This window comes from Allosalinactinospora lopnorensis (assembly GCF_000981225.1).
Classification (GTDB): Bacteria; Actinomycetota; Actinomycetes; order Streptosporangiales; family Streptosporangiaceae; genus Allosalinactinospora; species Allosalinactinospora lopnorensis.
Map to the genome: position 1 here is coordinate 1 of NZ_LAJC01000031.1, position 26,226 is coordinate 26,226.

General features: G+C 68.8%; 20 protein-coding genes. 14 read left to right on the top strand and 6 right to left on the bottom strand.

Annotated elements, in window-relative coordinates; all coding sequences use genetic code 11:
* The 4 genes from VS93_RS13060 to VS93_RS13075 all read right to left on the bottom strand — a co-directional run.
* The coding region (locus tag VS93_RS13060; protein WP_046470218.1) for a DNA methyltransferase at window positions 1-2,713 on the bottom strand (2,713 nt) is incomplete at its 3' end.
* Between the two features lie 46 nt (window positions 2,714-2,759).
* The gene (locus tag VS93_RS13065; RefSeq protein ID WP_046470219.1) at window positions 2,760-3,032 is read right to left on the bottom strand and encodes a hypothetical protein; all 273 of its coding nucleotides are present in this window, start codon (window positions 3,030-3,032) and stop codon (window positions 2,760-2,762) included.
* Window positions 3,033-3,144: 112 nt separating this feature from the next.
* Window positions 3,145-3,333 carry a DUF397 domain-containing protein gene (locus VS93_RS13070; RefSeq protein ID WP_046470220.1) on the bottom strand — a complete coding sequence of 63 codons (189 nt, stop codon included), beginning with the start codon at window positions 3,331-3,333 and terminating at the stop codon, window positions 3,145-3,147.
* Window positions 3,330-4,199, bottom strand: coding sequence for a helix-turn-helix domain-containing protein (locus tag VS93_RS13075; protein ID WP_046470221.1), 870 nt, complete (start codon window positions 4,197-4,199; stop codon window positions 3,330-3,332). The genes VS93_RS13070 and VS93_RS13075 overlap by 4 nt, the downstream gene beginning before the upstream one ends.
* A 155-nt stretch (window positions 4,200-4,354) precedes the next feature.
* Here VS93_RS13075 and VS93_RS13080 point away from each other — a divergent pair, with 155 nt between their 5' ends.
* From VS93_RS13080 to VS93_RS13095, 4 genes are all read left to right on the top strand, one after another.
* Entirely contained in the window at window positions 4,355-4,582 is a 228-nt protein-coding gene (locus VS93_RS13080; RefSeq protein WP_046470222.1) for a hypothetical protein, read from the top strand.
* Window positions 4,583-4,714: 132 nt separating this feature from the next.
* Window positions 4,715-5,245 (top strand): adenine phosphoribosyltransferase, encoded by a 531-nt coding sequence (locus tag VS93_RS13085; protein WP_046470223.1) that lies wholly within the window; start codon window positions 4,715-4,717, stop codon window positions 5,243-5,245.
* 604 nt (window positions 5,246-5,849) lie between these two features.
* Entirely contained in the window at window positions 5,850-8,036 is a 2,187-nt protein-coding gene (locus VS93_RS13090; protein WP_046470224.1) for a RelA/SpoT family protein, read from the top strand.
* Between the two features lie 48 nt (window positions 8,037-8,084).
* Window positions 8,085-8,441 (top strand): cupin domain-containing protein, encoded by a 357-nt coding sequence (locus VS93_RS13095; RefSeq protein ID WP_046470225.1) that lies wholly within the window; start codon window positions 8,085-8,087, stop codon window positions 8,439-8,441.
* Window positions 8,442-8,492: 51 nt separating this feature from the next.
* Here VS93_RS13095 and VS93_RS13100 read toward each other — a convergent pair whose 3' ends face one another.
* Window positions 8,493-9,725, bottom strand: coding sequence for a DUF349 domain-containing protein (locus tag VS93_RS13100; protein ID WP_046470226.1), 1,233 nt, complete (start codon window positions 9,723-9,725; stop codon window positions 8,493-8,495).
* Between the two features lie 589 nt (window positions 9,726-10,314).
* Here VS93_RS13100 and VS93_RS13105 point away from each other — a divergent pair.
* The 4 genes from VS93_RS13105 (at window position 10,315) to VS93_RS13120 (ending at window position 16,992) form a co-directional block, all read left to right on the top strand.
* Entirely contained in the window at window positions 10,315-10,998 is a 684-nt protein-coding gene (locus VS93_RS13105; RefSeq protein WP_046470227.1) for an MBL fold metallo-hydrolase, read from the top strand.
* Between the two features lie 269 nt (window positions 10,999-11,267).
* Window positions 11,268-13,040, top strand: coding sequence for an aspartate--tRNA ligase (aspS, locus tag VS93_RS13110; protein ID WP_082126858.1), 1,773 nt, complete (start codon window positions 11,268-11,270; stop codon window positions 13,038-13,040).
* Between the two features lie 540 nt (window positions 13,041-13,580).
* Window positions 13,581-15,602 (top strand): SpoIIE family protein phosphatase, encoded by a 2,022-nt coding sequence (locus tag VS93_RS13115; RefSeq protein WP_394298818.1) that lies wholly within the window; start codon window positions 13,581-13,583, stop codon window positions 15,600-15,602.
* A gap of 70 nt (window positions 15,603-15,672) precedes the next feature.
* Entirely contained in the window at window positions 15,673-16,992 is a 1,320-nt protein-coding gene (locus VS93_RS13120; RefSeq protein ID WP_046470230.1) for a replication-associated recombination protein A, read from the top strand.
* Between the two features lie 24 nt (window positions 16,993-17,016).
* Here the strand turns inward: VS93_RS13120 and VS93_RS13125 are convergent, their stop codons facing one another.
* Window positions 17,017-18,561, bottom strand: a complete 1,545-nt coding sequence (locus VS93_RS13125) for a serine/threonine-protein kinase (protein WP_046470231.1) — start codon at window positions 18,559-18,561, stop codon at window positions 17,017-17,019.
* A gap of 423 nt (window positions 18,562-18,984) precedes the next feature.
* Here VS93_RS13125 and VS93_RS13130 point away from each other — a divergent pair, with 423 nt between their 5' ends.
* The 6 genes from VS93_RS13130 (at window position 18,985) to VS93_RS13155 (ending at window position 25,954) form a co-directional block, all read left to right on the top strand.
* Complete coding sequence (locus VS93_RS13130) at window positions 18,985-19,377, top strand: DUF948 domain-containing protein (RefSeq protein WP_046470232.1); 393 nt, start codon at window positions 18,985-18,987, stop codon at window positions 19,375-19,377.
* Window positions 19,374-19,694 (top strand): hypothetical protein, encoded by a 321-nt coding sequence (locus tag VS93_RS13135; RefSeq protein WP_046470233.1) that lies wholly within the window; start codon window positions 19,374-19,376, stop codon window positions 19,692-19,694. Before VS93_RS13130 ends, VS93_RS13135 begins: the two co-directional genes overlap by 4 nt.
* The gene (gene alaS / locus VS93_RS13140; protein ID WP_046470234.1) at window positions 19,694-22,372 is read left to right on the top strand and encodes an alanine--tRNA ligase; all 2,679 of its coding nucleotides are present in this window, start codon (window positions 19,694-19,696) and stop codon (window positions 22,370-22,372) included. The genes VS93_RS13135 and alaS overlap by 1 nt, the downstream gene beginning before the upstream one ends.
* A 140-nt stretch (window positions 22,373-22,512) precedes the next feature.
* Window positions 22,513-22,992 carry a Holliday junction resolvase RuvX gene (ruvX, locus tag VS93_RS13145; protein WP_046470235.1) on the top strand — a complete coding sequence of 160 codons (480 nt, stop codon included), beginning with the start codon at window positions 22,513-22,515 and terminating at the stop codon, window positions 22,990-22,992.
* Window positions 22,989-25,118 carry an endolytic transglycosylase MltG gene (gene mltG / locus VS93_RS13150; RefSeq protein WP_046470236.1) on the top strand — a complete coding sequence of 710 codons (2,130 nt, stop codon included), beginning with the start codon at window positions 22,989-22,991 and terminating at the stop codon, window positions 25,116-25,118. The genes ruvX and mltG overlap by 4 nt, the downstream gene beginning before the upstream one ends.
* Window positions 25,118-25,954, top strand: coding sequence for a shikimate dehydrogenase (locus VS93_RS13155; protein ID WP_046470237.1), 837 nt, complete (start codon window positions 25,118-25,120; stop codon window positions 25,952-25,954). Before mltG ends, VS93_RS13155 begins: the two co-directional genes overlap by 1 nt.
* The last annotated feature ends 272 nt before the right edge of the window (window positions 25,955-26,226 follow it).

A 26,226-nucleotide genomic window follows, 5' to 3' on the forward strand; every position in this document is an offset into this window, starting at 1 on the left:
CGTAGGGGCGTTTCCCGGTGGCGATCTCCTCGTTCAGCCGCAGCAGCCGGGCCGCGAGTTCCGCATGGTCCTGGGCGATCGACACCGGCCAGCCGTAGGCCACGGCAACCGCCCGGTCCAGCTCCAGATGGAGTTTCCGCAGGTCGGCATAGGCGCCCTCGTCCACCTGGTTGTACAACTCGGTGAGCCCGATCCCCTCGGCCAGGCAGATCCCCTGGCGGCGGCCGATGACCGCCCGGCTCGCCTCGGCGATGCGCTCGTACTGCTCGTCCGAAACCGGATCGGGCCAGGGGAAGGTCAGGAAAGCTTTCGACGGCGAATAGCGAAGGTCGGCCTTGAGCGTGCCAGAGGTGGCCCACGCCCACGCCGTATGAGCGGCCGAGCTCAGGACCCCCATGGAGTAGTCGTCGTCGAGGGCGAATACCACCGTTAGGTCGCTAGGGCAGGTAGACGAGTCTTGCCAAGAGAAAACCGCGCGCTTCGCCATCCGCGCGGTAGCGATATAGCGCTCTAGACCGCTCAGAGCGTTGCGCATACCTACGGCCTTTTCTCCGAAGAGCCACCAATTTTCTCGGCGTGCCCGTCGAGGATTGGTGTCCCGTTTCGGTTTTACGCGTTCTCGTACGATCTTCTCCGCCGCGGGATATTTCCTGGCTTCTTCGAGTGGTCGCAGACCGAAGTCGATGATCCATCTGCGGGCGTGCTGCCGGGGGTCGTCGGTGATGTCATCGCCGATGAGGTAGGGGCGGACGACGTCGGAGTACTGGGCTTCGGGACGCTGGAGCAGACGTTCGGCTTCCTCCTGCTCCAGGATGAAGCCGTCCCCCACCGGAATCGGTCCCTGGAAGGCCCGGTTCCTGTTGGCGGCGAGGGGCAGGGCCGTGTCGGTGGACCTCTCCCATGCCCGAAGCTGTGAGGAGATTCCGGAGACCGGCTCGCCGTCCAGCAGGAACTCCGTGGGGGGTTCCTCCGGTTCCTTGATCCAGTTGGCGATGCTCACGTGAACCTTGGCCTCGCCCGGCCACACCTGGCTGGAGACCGCGTCGGTGATCACCCCGCCGTTCTCCGTCACATACCCGAGGCTCGCCTCCCGCGCCGAGGGTTGCCGGATCGAGTTCGTTCCGATCAGCCCCGCGCGCTGCCCCGGCTTCAGGTGGTCGTGGCTCTTGCGGAACCAGTAGACGCAGAAGTCCTTGAGCCCGACCCCGAACGTCGTCTTGAGGAACTTCAGGTACTCGTCTTTCAGTTCGCGGCGCAGGTTCTGGGAACCGAGGAACGGCGGGTTGCCGATGACGCAGTCCACCTCGGGCCAATCCGCCTTCAGCGCGTCCCGGTCGCGCAGCGTCGTGAGGTTGACCAGCGGAAGAAACGATTCGGCGCGCTCGAACTCGACCGCGACCTGGCGGTGCCCCATCCACAGGGTGAGCTGGGCGACCTGCACGGCGGTCCGCAGCAGGTCGATGCCATACAGGTTGCCCAGCGGGTAGAACGGAAGCGCGTCACCGGGGATGGGGTGGCCGTCCTTCTTGGCCAGCGCGCACAGTTTCTCCTTGAGCGCGTGCTCCAGTCCGCGCAGCTCCCGGTAGGCGACGTAGAGGAAGTTGCCGGAGCCGCACGCCGGATCGAGCACGCGGAAATCGCAGAGTTCCTGCAACAGCAGGTGGCATTCCCGGAACGTCGTCGCGGCGTCGATGCGCACCCGCCACGGCCGCACGATCGTGGGCCGGACGATCTTCATGATGTCGGCCTCGTGAGTGTAGTGCGCGCCCAGTGCACCGCGCTTCTCCCCGAGGAAGCTCTCCACCAGCGAACCGAAGATGGTCGGATTGACCTTGTGCCACTCGTACTCACCGGCCTCCAGAAGAAGATCGATCTCCTCCTCGGTAAGGTCGATCACAGCGGGCTTGCTGAAAAGCTCGCCGTTAACGTAGGCCGTGCCCTTCAGCACACCGTGGCGCAGATGCGGATCCTCCTGGTTCAGCGACCACAGCAGGCCGCCCAGGAGCGCTGGGGCGAAGGCCCTGCGCCGCTTGGCCTCCCGCAGGATCTGCAGGCTCGGGTACCCCGAGATCATGTTGAAACGCTCGGCGAAGAACAGCCACACCATCTGCAGCAGGAAGTCCTGCACCACTTCCGGTCGCGCCGCCTCCCTCGTCATCAGGGAGTGGTTCACCCGCCCGATCAGTTCGGCCGCGTTTCGGGTGAGTTCGCGGCCGGCGATGTGGAACAGCGCCTCATCGTCGGCGTTGGTGAGAAACAGCAGTTTCTCGTAGTGGTCGGGAAGTTCGGACAGCGTGAGATCGGCGCGCGGCCGGGTGGGGAACCGGCCCGGTTCCCAGATCTCGAACCGGTGGAACGAGCAGAGGACTACGTACCGGGTGGCGGGGCTGTCGCTGGCGGGGTCGGAGGACTCCCGCCAGTAGGCCAGCGCCTGCTTCCGGTGCCTCTCCAGGCGGTCGGTCTCGCCCGGCGCCTTCATCTCCACGATGAGCAGGTCGCGCCAGCGCAGGTCCATGATCCCTTCCGAGGACTTATTGTCCTCGAAGACCGCACCGGCCGATTTGCGGTCGCCGCCGTAGGCCTCGAACAGCTCGTTGAGGAACGTCTGCGCCTCGCTGCGCTCGCTGCCGGAGTAGTCCTGCCAGCGTTTGACGAACTTGGCGAGGCGCGACTGGATCTCCGGGCCGCTGAGCACACTGCCGACCGGTGCCATGGGCGATCACTTCCTGGCGTGAGGTGGGGGTGGGGGAGTGAGACCGTCAGTAGAACAGCTTGGGTTCTTTGCTTTCGCCGAAGAGCCCTTCCTGGAAAAGGTGCTCGCGTGTCTTGCGGAGCTCGCTCGCGGCGTGCTCCAGCACCTGGTGCAGCTGTTCGGTCTCGGGCTCATCGGCGGTCGCCCGGGTTCCCTCGTCGGCGGTCCTGATGAGCTGTTCCAGGTTGGTGAGCAGGGTGGACACGCACCGCATCCCCGCCTCGCGGGCGGGGTTCTCAGCGGGTTCGTGGCCCGATCCACCGGGATTCGACTCAGACATGGCGCTCCGATCTGCTGAGTGCCGCTGCGGACTCGGGGGCGAAAGGTTCCCGCCCCCGACCGAGCTTAACGACCGGCGCCGACGGTCCAGGGCCTTTCCCGATGGTCCTGCCTTACAGTTCGTTGTTCCGTACCGATCCGAGGAAGGCCCGCCATGCGGTGCTGTCGAAGGTGAGGGTAGTTCCTTGGGGGTGGGCGGAGTCGCGGACGTCCACGTTCTTATGCGCTATCCGCGTCTCTACGCAGTTGTTGCTTGCTCCGGAGCTGTAGCCGCTCTTGAACCAGCTCGTGGCACGTCTCATGCCCAGTTCTCCTTCAGGTGCCGGACCAGCAGATCACGGGATTCCTCCGCGCTCAGTGCCAGCTCGGACGATCGACGAAATGCTTGTAGCAGCGCCCCGGTGTCCGCCTCGCGGTCATGGTAAGTACAGGGGCCGAAAACCACTGACGCGCAGCCGATCCGAGGGGCGTTCTCGAACTCCAGGACGAGGATGCCGCCGCCCAGCAGGGGATTGTCTCTAATAGTCGCTGGCATCACCTGGAGGGTGAGGGTCGGTTTGCTCTCGACCAGTTGGAGCATGTGCAGGATCTGCCCGCGCATCACGGAAGGGCCGCCGACCTCGTGATGGAGCGCGTCCTCGGTGAAGACGAAGGAGAGCCGCTTAGGTGTGTCGGTCTCCATCACCCGGCGCTGCTGCTCCTGGCGGAACTCGATCCGGGCTGTTACCTCCCGCTCCGATGCCTCCCACCACACACCGTTACAGGCGCGGATCACCGCTCGCATGTAGTCGGGTGATTGCAGGAGGCCGGGGATGATGCCGCTTTCGTAGGAGCAGATCGCGACCGCGTCGGCCTCCAGGTCCGCCAGGCGCTGGAACGAGCCGGGAAGATTGTCGGTGTAGGAGCGGCGGGGGCGGCGCCTACGGGCTTCCGTGCCGAGTGCCAGTACGGCCTCGCGATCATGCTGGTTGACTTCGAGGAAGTCGAGCAGCGCCGCCAACTCGTCCGTGCTGAACGAACCCGCGCCGACCTCGACCCGGCTCAACCGGGTCTGGTCCTTGCCGACAGCCCGAGCGGCGTCCGCCTGCGACTTGCCCGCATCTTCCCGCAGCCGCTTGAGCATCAAGCCAAGCTGACGGCGGGCCACGGTCGGCTTACCGGTGCTCATTCTGTGCGGCCTCCGGTGGACGTCCAAGGACATGTTACTGACAGGAATCGATGACAAAAAAGCATATGCTCATTACTCTCTTAAGAAGTAAGCATATGCCCCTTGAGTCGGTGTCTGTTGTCGCGCCGACCCTATCGCTGTAAGCGAGGTGCCCCATGTACGACCACCGGTTGCGGACCTGCGCCATGATCGCCATCCCGCACGAGACCAGTGTCAGGTGGCTGGTCGGCCAGTGCGGGGAGGAGGTGGAACTGTCCTTCGGCGCCGATAGCAGCGCCATCCTGGACATCAGCTACGAGATGCTCGCCCCGATCATCTCCGCCCTCACCCGGGCGCGCACCGCAGCGGCCGAGGCCCGTGCCGGGGAGGGGCTTCCCGGGTAGGCGCAGAACCGTCCCGGCTCACCCCCGCACCCGGTACCGGCCCCGCCTGCGGCGGGGCCGGTACCGTCGTCTCGTCCGAGTCTTCGAGCCGCCGTCCCCGCGTGCGGCCCAGCCGAGAAGAACGAAGAGGCCATGTCCGCTGATCTGACCGAACTGATCGGACGGCACGTCCGCGACATCCCCGACTTCCCCCGCCCCGGTGTGCTCTTCAAGGACATCACCCCGCTCCTGGACGCCCCCGAGGCGTTCCAGGCCGTGGTGGACGCCATAGCGGCGCACCACGAACACAGCGGCGTCGACCGCGTCGTCGGCCTGGAGGCGCGCGGCTTCCTGCTGGCCGCCCCCGTCGCCCTGCGTCTCGGCGCGGGGATGGTTCCGGTGCGCAAAGAAGGGAAACTGCCCGCGAAAACGCTGAGCGAGTCCTATGATCTGGAGTACGGCACAGCGACGGTCGAGGTGCACGCCGACGCGATCACCGCGGGTGACCGCGTGCTCGTCGTCGACGACGTGCTCGCCACCGGCGGCACCGCGCGGGCCGCGATGGAGTTGGTCCGCAGGGCGGGTGGTACCGTCGTTGGACTCTCGGTTCTGATGGAACTCGTGTTCCTCCAGGGCCGCCAGAAGCTGTCCGATGTGGAGTTGCACGCCCTTTCCGCGGTCTGAGCCCTGGCCCGGGCCCACCTGTATCCGCGGACGAACCGTTGCTCCGCCCTGCTCCTGCGGAGGCTCCGTCCACCGGAGGTACGCGCATCCGAAGGTATCCGGCCGCGCGGGCATAACGATACTGTAACGATGCGTTGGAATAAGTGAGCTGATCGCTCACGACTGCAGACGTCCACCGGCGGGCCGGGTGGCGACGACGTCCCCGGCACACCCCGCCGGGGCGAGTCGCGGGGGAGGAATGGGCATGCCACGTGAAGCGGTTTCGACCGGTGCGGTACCCGAGCGTCCCGAGCCGCCGGCCCCCGTACCCGAGCATCCCGGCGCTGAGGCGGACCGGCCCGATCACGGTCACGCCGGGCGCGGGTGGGAAGAACACGGCCAGGAAGACCAGCAGCGAAGACCAGGCTCTCAAGGGGAAGCACGAGGGGAGAAAGCGGATGAGGCGGTGCGCCCCGGACAGGCGGTCCAGGGGCGACCGGAGTCCGCGGCGCCCTCTGGCCCGGAACCCGCGGACGAGACACGTGCCGAGCCGCCGCCCGGCCCGTCATCTACCGTGCGAGTACGCCGCCGCCTCGCGCGACTCGGCGCCCAGCGGGGGGTGACCATGAACCCGGTTCTCGAACCACTGATCAAGACCGTCAGGGCGACGCACCCCAAAGCCGACGTCCGCCTCATCGAACGCGCCTACGAGGTCGCCGCCCACCACCACCGCGACCAGAAGCGCAAGAGCGGCGACCCCTACATCACGCACCCTCTCGCGGTGGCGACGATCCTCGCCGAGCTGGGGATGCAGGAGCCCACGCTGGCCGCCGCGCTGCTGCACGACACGGTCGAGGACACCAGCTACAAACTGGACCAGCTGCGCACCGACTTCGGGGACGAGATCGCCGAGCTCGTCGACGGCGTCACCAAACTGGACAAGGTCAAGTACGGCGAGGCGACCCAGGCCGAGACCGTGCGCAAGATGGTCGTGGCGATGTCGCGCGACATCAAGGTGCTGGTCATCAAGCTGTGCGACCGACTGCACAACATGCGTACGCTGCGCTACCTCCCGCAGGCCAAACGGGAGAAGAAGGCGCGCGAGACGCTGGAGATCTTCGCCCCCCTGGCCCACCGCCTGGGCATGAACACCATCAAGTGGGAGCTGGAGGACCTCGCGTTCGCCACGCTCTACCCGAAGCGGTTCGACGAGATCGCCCGGCTGGTCTCCGAACGGGCTCCGCGCCGCGACGTCTACCTGCAGGACGTGCTCGAGGCCGTCTCCGCCGACCTGCGCGAAGCCAAGATCAAGGCGACGGTGCGCGGCCGACCCAAGCACTACTACTCGATCTACCAGAAGATGATCGCCCGCAACTGCGGCTTCGACGAGATCTACGACCTCGTCGCCGTCCGGGTCCTGGTCGACAGCGTCCGCGACTGCTATGCGGCGCTGGGCACCATCCACGCGCGGTGGAATCCGGTGCCGGGCCGGTTCAAGGACTACATCGCGATGCCGAAGTTCAACATGTACCAGTCGCTGCACACGACGGTCATCGGACCTTCGGGGAACCCGGTCGAGCTGCAGATCCGCACCCGGGCGATGCACCGCCGCGCCGAGTACGGCATCGCGGCCCACTGGAAGTACAAAGAGGACCGCGGCAACGGGGGCAAGGAGAGCGGCGGAAAGTCCAAGAACGGCGCCGGCGACATGGCCTGGCTGCGCCAGCTCATCGACTGGCAGCAGGAGACCAAGGACCCGGGGGAGTTCCTGGAGTCGCTCCGCTTCGACCTGTCGGTGCAGGAGGTCTTCGTCTTCACCCCGCAGGGCGACGTCATCTCGCTGCCGCAGGGCGCCACAACGGTGGACTTCGCCTACGCGGTGCACACCGAGGTCGGACACCGAACGGTGGGCGCGCGCGTCAACGGGCGCCTGGTGCCGCTGGAGAGCGAGCTGCACAACGGCGAGACGGTCGAGATCCTCACGGCGAAGACCTCCGACGCCGGGCCCAGCCACGACTGGCTCAACTTCGTCAAGAGCGCGCGGGCGCGCAACAAGATCCGGCAGTGGTTCACCAAGGAGCGCCGCGAGGCGGCGATCGAGCGGGGCAAGGACGCCATCGCCCGCGTCATGCGCAAGCAGGAGCTCCCCATCAAACGCCTCTTCAGCGGCGAAGCGCTGATCGCCCTCGCGCGCGACCTCCGCTACAACGACGTCGACTCGCTGTACGCGGCCGTTGGCGAGGGGCACATCGGCGCGCAGAACATCGTGCAGAAGCTGGTCGGTTCGCTCGGGGGCATCGAGAGCGCCGAAGAGGACATCGCCGAGTCGTCCCTGCCCACGCGCCGGGCGCCGCGGCAGCGCCCGGCGGGCAACCCCGGCGTCGTCGTCGAGGGAGAGGCCGACGTCTGGGTGCGGCTGTCGAAGTGCTGCACGCCGGTGCCCGGTGACTCCATCGTCGGCTTCGTCACCCGGGGAAACGGTGTCTCGGTGCACCGCAGTGACTGTGTGAACACCCGCTCCCTGGATTCCGAGCGCATGGTCCACGTGGAATGGCAGCCCACCGAGGACTCCATGTTCCTGGTCGCCCTGCAGGTCGAGGCCCTCGACCGCTCACGGCTGCTGTCCGACATCACCCGGGTGTTGTCCGACCAGCACGTCAACATCCTCTCGGCGACCGTGCAGACCAGCCGGGACCGGGTCGCGTTGAGCCGGTTCACCTTCGAGATGGCCGACCCCACGCATCTGGGCCACGTGCTGAAGGCCGTCCGCGGTGTCGACGGGGTCTATGACGTCTACCGGATGAAGAACTGAGGCGTTTCGGGTTATGCCGGCGGTGCCACAACACCGAGACTGAGTGCTATGAGGAAGTTCTCGCTGGACGCGCTGGCGCGCAACCACCTGGAGCAGGCGTCGAAGGCATCCTCCGGCCGCAGCTCATCGACGGTCTTCGGCGGGCACGAGCACATCCTCCGGCAGACGCTGATCGCGCTGACCCGCGGCAACTCGCTGTCCCCACACCCCAACCCCGGCGAGGCCACCCTCATCGTCGTGCGCGGCCGGGTGCGGCTGGTCGCCGGAGAGGATGAGTGGGAGGCGCGCTCCGGGGACATGCTGATCCTCCCCCAAGAGGACCACAGCCTTGAGGCGGTGGAGGACGCGGCCGTGCTCCTCAACGTCGTGATGCCGGGACCGGGGGCCGGGCGGGGCGAGGCCTGAAGGCCCGCCCGCACCGCGGCGGCCGGAGGACCCCCTCTTGGCGGCGCCCGCTCAGCTCATCTCGTTCAGCGCCTTCTCGGCCTCGTCGAGCCAGGCGCGGCGCGCGCTGATCGCCTCCTCGAACTCGTGGACCTTCCGGTCGTTGCCGGCGGAACGCGCCTTCTCCAGCTTGTCCTCCAGTTGACCGATGGAGTCGCGCAGCCGGGCCACGGTGTCCGAGGCGCGGGCCCGCGCCTCGGGGTTGCTGCGCTGCCACTCCTGCTCCTCGGCCTTGCGCACCGACTCCTCAAGCCGGCGGAACGCGCCTTCGAGCTGGTCGCGGGAGTCACGCGGCAGCGGCCCGGCGTCCTCCCATGCCTCCTGGTAATGGCGTAGCCGGGCGCGGGCCTCGCGGGGGTCCTTGATTCCCGAGAGCTCGTCGCGGGCCTCCTGCAGGATCTGCTCCTTGGCCTCGGCGTTGCTGCGCAGTTCGGCGTCGCGTTCGGCGAACACCGCGTTGCGGGCCTGGAAGAACTGGTCCTGGGCGGCCTTGAAACGGGCCCACAGCCTGTCCTCGCTCGTGCGGTCGGCGCGGCCGGCCGCCTTCCATTGCTGCATGAGATCGCGGTACCGGCCGGACGTGGGGCCCCAGTCGGTGGAGTCGGCCAGGGTCTCGGCCTCGGAGACGATCTTCTCCTTCTCCTGGCGGATCTGCTCACGCTGCTGGTCCAGCCCCGCGAAGTAGGCCTTGCGGCGCTTGGAGAAGGCGTTGCGGGCAGCGGACATGCGCTTCCACAGCGCCTGCTCGGTGGCGCGGTCGGCGCGGGGTGCGGCCTTCCACTCGTCGATGAGCTGGCGCATGCGCTCGCCGCCGGATTTCCAGTGGGTGGTCTCCTCGGCGACCCGTTCGGCCTCGGCGGCGATCCGCTCCTTGATGTCCCGGGCCTCGTGGCGGGCCTGCTCCTGTGCCTGCTTCTGCTCGGCCCTGCGTTCCTCGGCCCGCTCGGTGAGCGTGTTGAGCCGACGGGAGAGCGCCTCGAGGTCGCCCACCACGTTGGCCTCCCCTACGGCCGTGCGCAGCTTCTCGATGCTGGCCAGCGCATGGGAGGCGGAAAGGTCGGTGTTGGTCAGCCGCTTCTCCAGCAGCTCGACCTCGGTCACCAGGGCGTCGTACTTGCGGCGGAAGAACGCGAGGGCCTCCTCGGGCGCGCCGGCCTGCCACGAGCCGACGACACGCTCGCCCTCGCTCGTGCGCACGTAGACCGTGCCGTCGTCGTCTACGCGGCCCCAGGGGTCCGTGGTCACCGTGTCCTCCTGCGGTAACGAGCCTGGCACCGGTTGCCAGGTTCCGATTGTCGCGACAGTGAATCCCGGTCACACGGTGCACGTGGTGAGGGAACTGTCGTAACTAGTCACGATATCCGTAACCATGCGCCGGATACCGATGTATTGTGCCTGATGCCGTCCATTGTCGCTCCTCAGTGGGTATACCCGACGGTCATGCCCGATGGGCGGGGCATGGGCCGCAGCGCCGCACCGGCTGTCTGGAACCGTTTTGGACAGCCGATATGCAGGGACGTCGACCGGGGCAACCGACCTGACGACGACCAATGACGACCAATATGGCACTATCAGGTCGTTTGGCAAAGGCGTGCGGGGGGCGCGGTGATCGAATGGTGATGAAATGACCGGATCACCAGGGGATAGGGCCGCGCCGAAGAGGTGAGCGGCGGCCGACCGGTTCTCCCGGACCGCCGGACGACCAGCGGCGAAGGGAGATGCCGCGGTGCGGTCGCACGCCCCTTCCCGGCATCGGTAGGCTCTTCCGGGGACCTGCTGTCATGGCGGTCCTTCCCGCGCCCGTCCCGATACGGAATCGAGGTCAGCTCGCACCGTGCTCATCGCCGCTTTTCCCGCCGGACCGCTCGCCGCGAACTGCTATGTGGCCGCTCCGGAGGCGGGCGCGGAGTGCGTTGTCGTCGATCCCGGACAGGACGCCGCCCAGGGGGTGGCGGAACTGCTGGGGGAGCACGATCTCACGCTCTCGGCGGTGCTGCTCACGCACGGCCACTTCGACCACGTCTGGTCCGCCACGGAGCTGTCCGAGACCTACGGCGTGCCCGTGTGCGTCCATCCCGGGGATCGGGCGCTGCTCACAGACCCCGCCAAAGGGCTCGATCCCGGTCTGGCCGGGCAACTGTCCGCGCTGCTGGGCGAGGTCGACATGGTCGAACCGCCCCGACTGGAGGAGCTCGCCGGCGGGGAGAAGCTGTCCTACGCCGGGCTGGAGTTCGCGGTGGAGCACGTGCCGGGGCATACGCCCGGTTCGGTCGCCTACGCGCTGGCCGCGGGGGAGGACCATCCCCAGGTGCTGTTCACCGGCGATCTGCTGTTCGCCGGATCGATCGGCCGCACCGACTTCCCCGGCGGCGACCACCCCGCCATCCTGCGCAGCCTGGAACAGGTCTGCCGCGACCACCCCGACGACACCGCGGTCCTTCCCGGCCATGGGCCGCAGACCACCATTGGCCGCGAGCGCGCCGACAACCCGTTCCTGAGGGAGACCCCGGACCGTTGACCGGGACCCGGTGTCGAAACACCGGGCGCGGCCCCGCGGTCGCGGGTGCCCGCCGGTTCGGCCGCCCTCCCGGTGAGTGCGCGGAGGCGGTGGATCGCCGCTGATGAGGCCCGCACGATCCCCCGTGGCGGGCGCGGGCCGGATGGCCACCCGCATTGGCGGTAGGATTTCACTAGCCTGTTGGGCTTGGCCGCGGCATCCCTCCCCAGGTCAACCTCTGGTTCTTGGATTTTTCTGTCAGCCGCGTAGTTAGTGATACTTGGTAGCTCATGCATCGTTATCGGACTCATACCTGCGGACAGCTCACGAGCGACGACGTAGAGGCACGTGTTCGTCTCTCCGGGTGGGTGCACAACCGTCGCAATCTCGGCGGTCTGCTGTTCGTCGACCTCCGGGACCACTACGGGGTCGTCCAGCTGCTCGCCCGGCCCGAGTCTCCGGTGTTCGAGCAGCTCGCGCGCATCCCCAAGGAGACCGTTATCAGCGTCGACGGCACCGTTGTCGCGCGCAGTGAGGAGAACGTCAACCCGGAGCTGGCCACAGGGGAGATCGAGGTCGAGGCCGCCGAGGTCGAGGTCCTCGGAACGTGCGAGGAGCTGCCGTTCCCGGTCTTCCCGGAGGACTCCACCTCCGAGGAGCGGCGGCTGACCTACCGTTTCCTCGACCTGCGCCGCGAGCGCATGCACCGCAACGTTCTGCTGCGTTCCCAGGTGATCGCCTCGATCCGGCGCAAGATGACCGATCTCGGATTCAATGAGTTCCAGACCCCCATCCTGACGAGTTCCAGTCCTGAGGGCGCTCGGGACTTCCTCGTCCCGTCGCGGCTGCACCCGGGCAAGTTCTTCGCTCTGCCGCAGGCCCCCCAGCAGTTCAAGCAGATGCTCATGGTGGCCGGTTTCGACCGCTACTTCCAGATCGCGCCGTGCTTCCGGGACGAGGACAGCCGCGCGGACCGGTCACCCGGCGAGTTCTACCAGCTCGACGTCGAGATGAGCTTCGTCGAGCAGGACGAGGTCTTCGAGGTCATTGAGAAGCTGATGACGGACGTCTTCACAGAGTTCGCCCCGGACCGCGAGGTCACGTCGCCGTACCCGCGCATCGCCTACCGGGACGCACTCACCTGGTACGGCACGGACAAGCCGGACCTGCGTGTGCCGCTGAGGATGGTCGACGTCACCGAACTCTTCGGCAAGACCGACTTCAAGGCGTTCGCCGGAAAGCGGGTGCGGGCGCTCGCGGTTCCGGGCATCGCGGAAAAGCCGCGGTCGTTCTTCGACGGTATCGGCGATGCCGCGGTCGATCTCGGGGCGAAGGGGCTCGCCTGGCTGAAGGTCGGCGAGGACCGCCGGCTCAGCGGGCCGATCGCGAAGTTCGTCGGGGACATCGCCGAGGACCTGCTCGCCGAGACGGGCGGCGACGCCGGCAGCGGGCTGTTCTTCTGCGCGAGTGAGGACGAGGCCGAGATCAACCGGATCATGGCGCCGTTGCGGGTGGAGGTCGGTAAGCGTGCCGACCTTTTCGAGGAGAGGGCCTACCGGTTCTGCTGGATCGTCGACTTCCCCATGTACGAGTTCACCGAGGAAAGCGGGATCGAGTTCAGCCACAACCCGTTCTCCATGCCCCAGGGAGGGCTCAAAGCGCTGGAGAACAAGGACCCTCTCGACATCCTCGCCTGGCAGTACGACATTGTCTGCAACGGGGTCGAACTTTCCTCCGGCGCCATCCGTAATCACTCGCCGGAGATCATGTACAAGGCGTTCGACATCGCCGGGTACAGCAAAGCGGAGGTGGAGGCGAAGTTCGGCGGGATGCTGCGCGCATTGAAGTACGGGGCCCCGCCGCACGGCGGTATCGCTCCGGGGATCGACCGGATCGTCATGCTCCTCGCCGACGAGCCCAACATCCGGGAGACCATCGCCTTCCCGCTGAACCAGAACGCAGAGGACCTGATGATGGGAGCCCCTGCTCCCGTTGCGAACCACCAGCTTTCCGACGTCCACATCCGTGTTGCGCTCCCGCCTGAGGAGAAGAAACGGCAGTGAGGTCCGGCTGTTCCGGAGCCGCCGCGCCGCGGTGGTGATGACGGCCCGCGAAGGCGCCCGTACGGCCTTTGCGGGCACCTGCCCGGGTGCGGGTCGGTCAATGGGGGCGGTGCCGAGCGGGCGTTCGAAGAACGCGCGCTTTTGCAACCCCATGCAACTCCAAAGCTGGGCAAACACCGCCAAAAGGATGATTTTTCGCACTTCTCGCCGTTACGGGGTGCCCTATCGTGGGTGATGGTCCCTGAGAGGTGGACGGGAAAGCCGTCACATCGGAGTAACGATTCCGGCGAATGCTATCCGGAAGGGGCCGAGGATTCGCTTTGATTGCCCTTAACCTGGCCGCCTTTCGCATTGATGATGGCGAAAGCCCGGTCCGGTCAGAGGGGAAGCGGTCCATCGGGGAGGAGTGGGAAGGTGTGGACATCTGGCCACCACCTGCTCGAACAAGCGATCCGCCGTTAAACTAGGCCGAATCGGATGTTCAGGGGAGAGCCGCGAACGCGGAATGAACATCCGGGACGACACAGGGATGATCTATACGTGAACGGCTCTACCGGCCCAACTGACGGCTTCGCCGGTTCCGCGGCAACGCCCGACGTCGCCCGGAGCGATATGGGGGATCGCGACGGCGAAGCGTTTCGTCATGCGCCGACCGCGATGCTCGCCGCCGACCGCACCGGCGGCATCCTCGTGGTCAACCACGCCTTCAGCGAGTTCGCCGGACGAACGCAGACCGAAGTGATCGGACGCCCCTGGCCGGAACTGCTGGCCGAGGGCGATGTCGAGCACGGTTGGGATCTGCACCGGGGCACGCTCATGGGCGGATGGGTCAGTGAGCGCAGCCTGAACCTGCGTGTTCCGGAGGCCGGGGTCCGCCGCGTGGTGGTCGAGCCACGCGCGCTCCCCGGCGGCACCGATGGGGAGGCCGCGGGCGTCGTGGTGCTGCTGCGCGCGCCCCTGCGCGACGAAGAGACCCTGCGGGCCATCACCGAGCTACGCACCGAGAACGCCGACACCGCCCTGTGGACCCTCGACCTGCGTACCGGGCGGCTGAGTGAGCTGTTCGGCCCCTCTCCATTGGGGCGGCTGCTCGCCGGGGAGGCCGGAACCCTGGAGGAGTGCCTGTCGCGGGTGCACCGCGACGACATCGCGCGGCTGCGCGACGCCATGGAGACCTCCTCCCAGGGGCGCGACTACGAACAGCAGTTCCGGATGTTCGACCAGGTGGGCGACGAACGCTGGTTGCGCGCCCGTGCCCGCTACCTCGGAGGGGAGAAGCCCCGCCTCGTCGGGTTCATCGACGACGTGACCGACCGCGTCCAGCTCGTCCGCCGCCTGGCCGACCGGCGCAGGATCGAGGCCGCGCAGGGCCGGCAGGTCACCGAACTCGCCGCGAAGCTCGTCTCGGCCACGACCATCGACGAGGTCACCGGGCTGCTCGCCGAGGACTTCGTCCCGATCTTCGGCGGGACCAGCGCCATCGTGATGCTGGTCGAGGACGGGGTGCTGCGGGCGGCGCCCTCCACGGTGGAACGCACCGGCACCACGGCGATGATCGACGGCCGCGACGCCACCGATGTCAGCTTCCCCATGGGAGCGGTCGCCCAGGACCGCCAGCCCCGGTTCTTCGAGAGCCGCGCGGAGGTACTGGAGCGCTTTCCCGCGGTACACGACCTGCTGCGCCGTACCACCGCCCAGTCATGGGCGACCGTCCCGATCTTCGGCGACCGCCGGGTCGCACTGGGGGTCTGGCAGGTCGCCTGGGACCAGTCGCACCACGCCACCCCCGACGAGCGCGCCCTCATGCTCACGCTGGCCGGGCTGGCCGGGCAGGCACTGCAGCGCGTCAGCCGCCAGCAGGCCGAACTGGAGCTCGCCGATGCCATGCAGCGCCGCATGCTCCCCCCGCAGCTGCCGGATTTCGACGACATCAACGTCGCCGCCCGTTACCTGCCGGCCCGGGCCGGCTGGCGGGTGTGCGGCGATTTCTACGACGTTATCCGGCTGCCCGACCGGCGGGTCGGCCTGCTGGTAGGTGACGTGCAGGGGCACGGTGTCGAGGCCGCCGCCGCCATGGGGCAGATCCGTGTCGCCTTCCGGGCCTACGCGACGAACCAGGTCGACCCTGGTGTCGTCCTGGCGGAGACCAACCGGCTGCTCACCGAGACCGGCGAGATCGTCTTCGCCACATGCGGCTACCTCGTGCTCGACCTCGACAGCGGTGAGATGCAGGCCGCGTGGGCAGGGCAGCCGCCGGCGCTCATCGCTACGAGCGAGGCGTTCGACATCTGGCAGCCCGAGACCGGGCCGCCGGTGGGCGTCGACTCCGACAGCAAGTACCCGGTCACCACGCGCCGCCTGGTCGCCGACGAGACCCTGCTCATGTGCTCCGATGGTCTGGTCGAGAGTTCCCGGGTCTACATGGACGACGGCCTGCAGCGGGTGGGCCAGGCGCTGCGCGCGATGGCCACCAACGTCAACGCCGCCGCCACCTCGCTGGCCTCCCTGACCCCGGCCGGCCGCGGTGACGACATCGCCTTCCTCATCGCCCGCATGGTCTGAGCCGCATCGCGTCGCCCGGGCCGCGTCGCGGTGCAGTGGCCCGCCCCCCGGGGCGTCTAGGCTGGAAGGCGTGTCCGAAACACTGTTCGACGACGCCGGGGCCGAAGCCCAGCGTGCTCAGGAGCCGCTGGCGGTGCGTATGCGTCCGCGGACGCTCGACGAGGTCGCCGGGCAGCGTCACCTCCTCGGCGAGGGGAGCCCGTTGCGGCGCCTCGTCGAGGACGACGCCCCGATGTCGCTCTTCCTGTGGGGACCTCCGGGGACGGGCAAGACCACACTGGCCACCGTCGTGAGCCGGGTCACCAACCGGAAGTTCGTGGAGCTGTCCGCCGTCAGCGCGGGAGTGAAGGAGGTGCGCGCCGTCATCGAGGACGCCCGCCGGCTGATGGGCATGCGCGGCACCCGGACCCTGCTGTTCGTCGACGAGGTGCACCGCTTCAACAAGACCCAGCAGGACGCGCTGCTCCCGGCCGTGGAGAACCGCTGGGTCAGCTTCATCGGCGCCACCACCGAGAATCCGTTCTTCTCCGTGGTGAGCCCGCTGCTGTCGCGCTCCCTGCTGCTCACCCTGGAGTCGCTCACCGACGACGACGTCCGCGCCGTACTCGCAGAGGCCCTCACCGACGAGCGCGGCCTGAACGGCCGTCACACCCTCAGCGGCGAGGCGGAGGAGCACCTCGTGCGGCTCGCCGGCGGCGACGCGCGGCGCGTCCTGACCTACCTCGAAGCGGCAGCCCTGGTGGCAGGGGGCCGCGAGGAGATCACCGTCGCCGACGTCGAGCGGGCGGTCGACCGGCACGCGGTGCGCTACGATCGCTCCGGCGACCAGCACTACGATGTCATCAGCGCGTTCATCAAGAGCATGCGCGGAAGCGACCCCGACGCCGCCCTGCACTACCTGGCGCGGATGATCGAGGCAGGGGAGGACCCCCGGTTCATCGCCCGGCGGATCGTCGTGCACGCCAGCGAGGACGTCGGCATGGCCGATCCCAGCGCCCTGCAGGTGGCGGTGGCCGCGGCCCAGGCCGTCGAGCTGATCGGACTGCCCGAAGCGCGCATCAACCTGGCCCAGGCGGTCATCCACATCGCACTCGCCCCCAAGTCCAACGCGGTCATCAGTGCCATCGACGAGGCCGCGGGCGATGTCCGCGCGGGCAGGGCGGGCCCGGTCCCCCCGCACCTGCGCGATGGCCACTACAAGGGGGCCGCGGAACTCGGGCACGGCGAGGGCTACAAGTACGCACACGACTATCCGGGCGGCGTCGCGCCCCAGCGGCACGCCCCGGACCAGATCGCCGGACGCGAGTACTACCGTCCCACCACACACGGCGCGGAGCGGCGCTACAGCGAGATCCTGGACCGCATCAAGGGCGTCCTGCGCGGCGACTGATCCGCCCGTTCCGCGGGCGCACGGTCACCCATCGGGCGGTGCCGGGAAGACCTCGGTGACCCTGACGATCTCCCGCGGTTCGTCGCCGCCGGCGTCCTCGGCGAACTCCACCTCGGCGATCACCACGTCACCCCAGGCCAGGTAGTCGATGAACTCCTGGCCGGTCATCTCGAACGTGCCACGGTCGTTGTCGTCGATGTGCCCCGGCCCGGGCGTACAGAAGTTGGCGCAGAACACCTCGGCGTCCTCGGCGATGACCGCCTCCTCGCTCTCTCCGTCGTCAGCCTCCACCCACTGCGCGCTCCAGTCGCGGGGAGTGAGGAAAGCGGCGTGTTCCGGATCGAGCCCCTCGTCGACCGGTTCGACCCGCGTATAGACCCACGGGCCGTCCTCCGGGTTCTCCTGCTGTGTCGGGTCGAAGCGCACCGTCGGGGTGGGGTCTTCCTCCGGCCTGACCTCGGGCGACGGCGACGCCGCGGCCTGCTGCCCGGCATCGCTGCCGCCGGGCAGCGTCGCGGTGACCGCCGTCCACACCCCGCCGCTGACCAGAGCGAGTGCGAGCAGGGCGCCGCCCACGACAAGGGGGGCGCGGCTGAAGCGTCCGGGATCGGGAGCGTCGAGCCGGACCAACCGGGGCAGCCGCGCCGGTTCCACGATGCCCTGCCACTCCCGCGCCAGCACCCGCGTCACGGCCGTGCCCTGCGGACCGCTGTCGCCGCCCTCGCTGGTGGTCTCCCAGATCGCGATGGTGGAACCGAGCAGCTCCCGCACCGTGGGCCGGTCGACGGGGTCCTTCTGCAGCGCGCGCTCCACCAGGGGGAGCAGCACGCCGGGCACACCGTCGAGAGCGGGCTCCTCCTCGCACACGCGCGCCGCGACCACATCGGGCTCGCCCAGCCCGAAAGGCAGCCGTCCGGTCGCGGCGAAGGCCACGACCGCGCCCCAGGCGAAGACGTCGGCCGCCGGTGTCGGCGGGTCGCCCCGATGCCGCTCGGGGCTCATCCACGCGGCGGAGTGCCGCAGGACGGACTCGTCCCCGGGCAGAGCGCAGTCGAGGATGCGCGGGCCGGAGCTGTTGAGCAGGATGTTGCTCGGTTTCAGATCGCCGTGCGCGACGTTCCTGGTGTGCAGCGCGGACAGCCCCTCGGCCAATCCGGCCGCGAGTGCGATGAGCCGCCCCTGCCCCAAGGCGCCGCGCCGCCGCGCGTACTGGGCCAGGGGAATGCCTGAGACGTATCTCATGGCCAGCCACGGGGGCGTCGCGGAGGCATCGAAGGCGATCGGCGGGATGTAGCAGCGGCCGTCCACCGCCGAAAGGGCGCGCAGCCGCCGGTCCAGTGCGGTCCGGGTGCGGTCGTCGGTGACCTGCTCGGGGTGCAGGGTCTTCACCGCGATGAGCGGGTCGGTGTCGACCGAAGGCGCGACCGCGGCGTAGACGGTTCCGGTGCGTCCCGAGCCGATGCGTCCGATGACGAGGTAAGTGCCTATTCGCCGGGGATCCTCGGAGGTGAGCGGGACGAGGTTCGGCGGTACCAGAACGGAGATTTCCTTCTGGGAACGTCGGCTCATTGGGGTCCTGTCTTCGCGTCGTGCTCGTTGGCCAAACGCACCGCAGCCGCGTGCGCGCTCGCTCAGGTGGCTACCCGGATCCGATTCTCGGTCATCCGCCGATGTTCGTCGATGCTCGCGCACCTCCGGATCGGGTAATCAAAAGGTATCGAGCATCCCCGTCCTACCGCTCCCCCCGTGTCCTGCCGGCCGGGGCGGGGATCCGCGGGACGCGCTGCGGGGTGCGGGGGTAACGACACCGCTGGACGCGATAGGGTCGACCCTATTCGGATCTTCCGGTCCCGTCGGCCTGACGGCCAGAGGGACACCAGGGGAGACCGGCCACCCCCTCCGGCGCGGCCCCAGGCCGCCGGCAGGGGCGCTCGGCCCCTCCCGACCCCCCAGTTCGAAGATCGAACGACGCCAATCGTCTACGGAGCCCGCATGCTGACCGGAGGAGAGGTAGCCGCCCTCATCGCCGCGGTGGTCTGGACGGTCCTGGTCGCGTTTCTCTGCGTGACGCTCGTCAAGCTCACGCGGCTGTTGTCGGAGACCACGAAAGTCGTGTCGGAGTTCGGTGAGCGCACCAGACCGCTGCTGGAGGACGTCGCCTCCACTGTCGAGCGCACCGGGGCCTCACTCGACCGCGTCGAGGAGATCACCGCCAACGTCGCCACGACCACAGAGGACGTGTCCACCATGACCGCGCTCACCCGCTCGGTGGTGACCGGCCCCCTGGTGAAGATGGCCTCCTTCTCCTACGGGGTGGGCCGGGTCCTCGGCCAGCGGCGGGCTCTCGCCCTGGTGCGCAGCCGTCGGCGGAGGGAACGCCCGTGACCGGCCGGTTGTTTTATCTGGTCGCAGGCGCGGCGCTCGGGGGGTATGTTGTCCACAAGCTCAACCGCACGGCACGTGCGTGGAGCCCTGGCGGTATCGCCGACCGCGTCGAGGGCCGCGTCGCCGGCTATCGCGCGGCACTCCGCGAGTTCAACGAGGACGTTCAGGACGCCATGGACCGCCGTGAGACCGAACTGCTCCGGCGCCACCACCCGGCGGGAGAGCAGCATGCCCTCGGCCACGGGGGAGGCCCGCCCGGCCACGTGACCGAAGCCCGCGGCATAATCGAAGCCAACGACCTGAAGGACGGCCGCTGATGGAGACGGCAGAAATCGCTCGCCGCTTCCTCGCTTTCTTCGAGGAGAACGGGCACACCGTGGTCCCTTCGGCGAGTCTGATCGCTGAGGATCCCACGCTGTTGCTGGTGAACGCTGGCATGGTGCCGTTCAAGCCGTACTTCACCGGGCAGCGGACGGCCCCCTACCCCCGCGCCACCAGTGTCCAGAAGTGCGTCCGCACCATCGACATCGACGAAGTGGGCAAGACGTCGCGGCACGCCTCCTTCTTCCAGATGCTGGGCAACTTCTCCTTCGGCGACTACTTCAAGGAAGGCGCCATCCCGTTCGCGTGGAACCTGCTGACCCGCTCGCAGGCCGACGGCGGGTTCGGGCTGCCCGCTGACCGGCTCTGGGTCACCGTCTACCTCGATGACAACGAGGCGGAGGAGATCTGGCGGCGCGAGGTCGGGGTCCCCGCCGACCGGATCCAGCGGTTCGGCATGGAGGAGAACTACTGGTCCATGGGGGTTCCCGGCCCCTGCGGCCCCTGCTCGGAGATCTTCTGGGACCGCGGCCCCGAGCACGGGGCGGACGGCGGCCCCGCCGCCGACGAGGACCGCTACATCGAGCTGTGGAACCTCGTCTTCATGCAGTACGAGCGCGGGCCGGGAGAGGGCAAGACCGATTTCCCGATCCTCGGGGAGCTGCCCAGGAAGAACATCGACACCGGCATGGGCCTGGAGCGGCTCGCCTCGGTCCTGCAGGGCGTCGACAACATCTACGAGACCGACACCCTCGGTGCCGTGCTGCACCGCGCCGCGGATCTGACCGGGACCCGCTACGGCGAGAGCGAGCGCGCCGACGTCAGCCTGCGCGTGGTCGCCGACCACATGCGCACCGCCACGATGCTCGTCGCCGATGGTGTCCAGCCCGGCAACGAGAAGCGCGGCTACGTCCTGCGGCGGATCCTGCGGCGCTCCGTCCGCAACCTGCGGCTGCTCTCCGGGAGCGCAGATGACCGCGACTACCTGCACGATCTCACCGCGACAACGATCGCCGCGCTCGGCGACATCTACCCGGAGCTGCGCACCGGCGCCGACCGGATCCACAACGTGATCGACCTCGAAGAGAAGAACTTCGCCGATACGCTGCGTTCCGGCACGACGCTGTTCAACCGGGCGGCCGAGAAAGCCGCGGCGGCGGGCGGCACCGTCTTCTCCGGGGCCGACGCCTTCCAGCTCCACGACACCTTCGGCTTCCCCATCGACCTGACCCTGGAGATGGCGAACGAGCAGGGGCTGACCGTTGACGAGGAGAGTTTCCACTCCCTGATGCGGGAGCAGAAAGAAGCCGCGAAGCGCGACGCCAAGGCCAAGAAGCTCGGCCAGGCCGACATCGGCATATACAGCCGGCTCCTCGAAGGATCCGGCGCCACCGAGTTCCTCGGCTACACCGACCATGAGAGCGAGGCCCGCGTCCTCGGCCTGATCGTCGACGGCGAGCCGGTCGCCGCCGCGCGCGCCGGCGACAAGGTGGAACTGGTGCTCGACCGTACCCCGTTCTACGCCGAGAGCGGCGGCCAGCTCGCGGACAAGGGCACCGTTGCCGCTGACGGCCGCGGAGTCGTCGACGTCGAGGACGTGCAGAAGCCGATCCCCGGCCTGTTCGTGCACCGGGGCACGGTCCGTTCGGGCGAGATCGTGCTGGACGACCAGGTGCACGCCGGGATCGACTCGGAGCGCCGCGCTTCGGTGTCGCGGTCGCATTCGGCCACCCACCTGATCCACTCCGCGTTGCGGAACGCGCTCGGCCCGTCCGCCGGCCAGGCCGGTTCGGAGAACCAGCCCGGGCGGCTCCGGTTCGACTTCACCGCGAACGAGGCGCTCGGCACCTCCCGTATCGCCGAGGTCGAGGAGGAGGTCAACACCGTCCTTGCAGGGGACATCCAGGTGCACGACTTCGTGACCTCACTGGATGAGGCGCTGTCGATGGGAGCGCTCGCCATGTTCGGCGAGAAGTACAGCGACCGGGTCCGTGTGGTGGAGATGAGCGACTACTCGCGCGAGCTGTGCGGGGGAACCCATGTGGGGGCCACCGGGCAGCTCGGTGTCGTCAAGCTGCTAGGGGAGTCCTCCATCGGATCCGGCGTACGCCGGGTCGAGGCGGCCGTCGGTCTCGACGCCTTCCGCCGGCTCTCCACAGAGTCAATGCTGGTCAGCCAGCTCTCCGAGCAGTTGAAGGCGCCGAGGGAAGAGCTGCCGCAGCGCGTCGAGGCGATCGTCTCAAGGCTGCGCAACGCGGAGAAGGAGATCGAAAAGCTGCGTGCCGCCCAGGTGCTGCAGGCCGCGGGGGAGCTGGCCGGCGGCGCGCGCGAGCACGGAAAGGCGCTGCTGGTCACCCACCAGGCGCCTGAGGGAACGACCGGTGACGATCTGCGCAGGCTGGCGCTCGACGTGCGCGGCCGCCTTGGGGAGGAGCGGCCCGTCGTCGTCGCGGTGGCCGCCGTCCCCAAGGACCGGCCGGTCGTGGTGACAGCGGTGAACAAGGCCGGGCAGGAACAGGGACTCAAAGCCGGTGAACTGGTCGGGGTCGCTGCCCGTGTTCTAGGGGGCGGAGGGGGCGGTAAGCCCGACGTCGCCCAGGGGGGAGGCACCGACCCGACGGCGGTGGACTCCGCCCTGCGTGCGGTGGAACAGCGGGTCGCCGAAACCGGCTGATTCCGAGGAACACGTGTCGGCCAGCGGCTGGCCGGCACGATCGGGGGCGCACTGAGACCGTTGCTTCATCGATGAAAAGGAAGCCCTGAGTTGACGCCACATATCGCCCACGCCGTTCCCCGTCCGGAGGAGCCCGCTCGTTGAGGCACGGCGTACGTCTCGCGGTGGATCCCGGCAAGACGCGTATCGGGGTCGCCGGCAGTGACCCCAGTGGCGTACTGGCCACTCCGATCGAGACGATCCGGCGCGGTAGAGACCATCTGGACCGCATCGCGGCGCTTATGCGCGAACACGAGGCGGTCGAGGTCATCGTCGGTTACCCCGCGTCTCTTTCGGGTGAGGAAGGGCCTGCGGCGCGCGGCGCGCGCTCCTTCGCCTGTGCCCTCGCCCGCAAGATCGCCCCGGTGCCGGTGCGGCTGGTCGACGAGCGACTGACCACCGTGACCGCGCAGAGCCAGCTGTACGAGGGGGCCTCCTTCGGCAAGCGAGGCGCGCGGGGCGGACAGGCGCGGCGCTCGGTCATCGACCAGGCCGCGGCGACGGTCCTGCTGCAGAGCGCACTCGACACGGAACGCCAGAGCGGCCGTCCCCCGGGAGAGATAGTGGGGGGAAGTGAATGAGCGACAACGATCCCTACGCGGACCACCCCCACCGGGGCGGCTTCCGCACGCGGCGCGGGCAGTCCGTGCCCGGCGACGAGTACGGGCGGGAGCCCCACGCGGCCGGCTATCCCGGGCAGGAGCACGCTCCGCCGGGGGCGGAGTACGGCCGACCGGAGCCGGGTTCCGGCCATGACCCGCTGACCGATCCTCGACCGCGGGGAGGCGCCCCCCGGAGCGGGGACTCCGACCCGCTGACCGATCCGAGGTGGAGCACATCGCAGCAGTATTCCGCCCGCTCGCGGGACCACCAGGAGTACACCGCCCCGCGGACCCGGCTCTCGCGAGAGGAGAGGGATCCGCTCACCGACCCGTGGCCGCGGTCCACCGGATCCCGCGATACCACCCCGGCGCCGGGGGACAGCGGGCAGTGGGACCGGCGGGCCGAACCCGGGGACTCCGGGACTCCGGTGCGGCCCTACACCGTCGGACGCTCCGGCTCCGCTCCGGGAGTGGAGCGCGGTGGTGCCAGAACCGTAGGGGAGGAGGAGCTCCTGGAACGGTCCCGGGGACGCCGTAGGAGGAACGGTCCCGCCCAGGAGGACGACGTGCCCGGCGAACGCGATGCCGGGGGCGATCGCTCTACGCGCCGTACGGCGGACCGGTCATCGGTCGAGCCGTCGGAGCAGGACCCCGCATTACCCCGTCGGCGTCGGCGGAGGGCTGCCGAGGAGCACGCGCCCGGTGGTGTCCACGGTCCGGAGGGGGACTTCTCCGATCCGGCGGAACCGGACGCGCCGGCATCGGCACGCGCCGCGAGGGGCGACGACGAGAAGGCCCCGCGCCGCCGGCGTCGCCGTGCCGATCGTGATGACGCCGTCCCTCTGGGCGACTCCGGCGACGAGGAGCCCGCAGAGGAGCACGAAGCCTTCCTGCTGAGCGAAGACAGTGAGGAAGAGGAGGGCGGCGTGGACGACCGGGCGCGTACGCGCAAGGCACAGGGGCGTAAGGAACGGCGCCGCGGCGGCCGCACGTCCCGGAAGGAATCGGCTTCCAGCGCGCGTCGCGGTAGCAGCGGGGCGAAGAAAGGCGCACGCGGGAGCAAGGAGAGGAAGCTGCGCCGGACGAAGATGGCCATGGCGGCGACCGCCGGGGTGCTGGCGCTGGCGCTGGTCGCCGGCGGGATCGTCCTACGCTCCTATGTCTTCCCTCCAGACTACGACGGTGAGGGCAGCGGCGAGGTCGAGATCGCCATCCAGGACGGCCAGACCGGAGCCGAGGTCGGCCAGACCCTGGAGGACGAGGGGGTCGTCGCCAGCAGGCGGGCTTTCACCAATGCGCTGAGCGGAGCCGAGCTGACCCCCGGCACCTACATGCTGCGTTCGCAGATGAGCGCGGATACGGCCGTGGCCATGTTGCTCGACCCGGCCACACGCGTCGACAACCGGGTGACGATCCGCGAAGGCCTGCGTTCCAGCCAGATCCTGCAGGAGGTCGCCGAGAACACCGCCATCGAACTCGAGGACCTGCAGGAGGCGTACCAGGACACCGGGTCTCTCGCCCTGCCCGGGTACGCGGAGGAGGGGCCGGAGGGCTACCTCTACCCCGACACCTACACGATCGCGCCGGACGCCCAGGCCGAGGACGTCCTCAAGATGATGGTGGATCGCTTCTACGACGCCGCCGAGGAGATCAATCTGGAGGGGCGGGCCCAGGAGCAGGGCATGACACCCAACGAGATCATGGCGAACGCCGCGATCATCCAGGCGGAGTCGGGCGGAGTCGACGACATGCCCAAGATCTCCCGGGTCGTCTACAACCGCCTCAACGCGGACATGGAACTGGGCATGGACAGCACCTGCTTCTACGAGCTCAACGAGTACGGCATCGCGCTGACCAACGATCAGCTCCGCAAATGCGAGGAGAACGACAGCGGTTACGCCACCTACGGAAGCAAGGGGCTTCCGGTGGGACCGTTCGTCAGTCCGGGGCAGGACGCGATCGAGGCGGCCCTTGAACCGGCCGACGGCGACTGGCTGTACTTCGTGGCCACTGACCCGGAGGCGGGGATTACCGAGTTCGCCGAAACCAACGAGGAGTTCCAGCAGCTCAAGCAGGAGTTCGAGCGGAACCGGAGTGACTCCTGATGCGCGCTGCCGTTCTGGGCTCCCCCATCGGGCACTCGCTTTCGCCGGTGCTGCACACCGCGGCCTATGCCGGGCTCGGCCTGACCGGGTGGCACTACGAACGTTTCGAGTGCGACGAGAGCGGGCTGGCCGCGTTCCTGAAGGGCTGTGACGACTCCTGGGCCGGACTCTCCTTGACGATGCCGCTGAAACGCGCGGCGATGACCCTGGCCGACCACGTCTGCGAGCCGGTCACGGAGGTCGGCGGGGCCAATACGCTCGTCTTCCGGGACGGCCGTCGGCACGCCTACAACACCGATGTGGCCGGGATGGTGACCGCGTTGCGGGAGGCGGGGATCGGCGAGGTGCGTTCGGCCGTGATCGTGGGCGGCGGCGCCACCGCGGCCTCCGCCCTGGCCGCGTTGCGTGCTCTCGGCGCGACCGCGCCCGGGGCGATCACCGTCCTGGCCCGCGATCCGGCCCGCGCGGCCGGGGTGGTGCAGGCAGCCGAGCGAATGCGGTTGCGGATCGGTGTGGAGCCCCTGCGGAACATCAAGGAACACCTCGATGTGGACCTCGTCGTCAGCACGGTTCCGCGCGGGGCCGCCGACGCCTACACCTCCGACCTTGCCGCGAGCCGGGCGGCGCTGTTCGATGTCGTCTACAACCCGTGGCCGACCGTTCCGGCCGGCGCCGTCGCTGCGGCCGGGCGGACTGTTGTCGGGGGCTTTCCGATGCTGCTGCACCAGGCCGGACGGCAGGTGGAGCTGATGACCGGCGTTGAGCGGGCCCCGATCGAGGCGATGCGTGCGGCGGGCGAGGCGGAGCTCCGCCGTCGCGCGGAATCCGGCGAATGAGGCCTACTGGTAGTTTCCGGGAATAGCCTTCGCCGCGTCCGTGTTGAAGCAGCGACGGGGGGTGGTCCGGCCGGTGTGGCCGGATTTCCTGGTAGAGTAGTACTCCGAACTGATCCGGCGCTTATGCGCCGGGCACGTAAGCGGAGGCGGATCCTCCCACCTGCCGGGGGCAGACCCGAGCAGGTTCCGGTAGACGACGTTGGACGTCGGCGGCGCCGGTCACGGCGTCCGGTGGCGGGTATTCCGGCGGGGAGACGTGTTCTCCGTCGCCG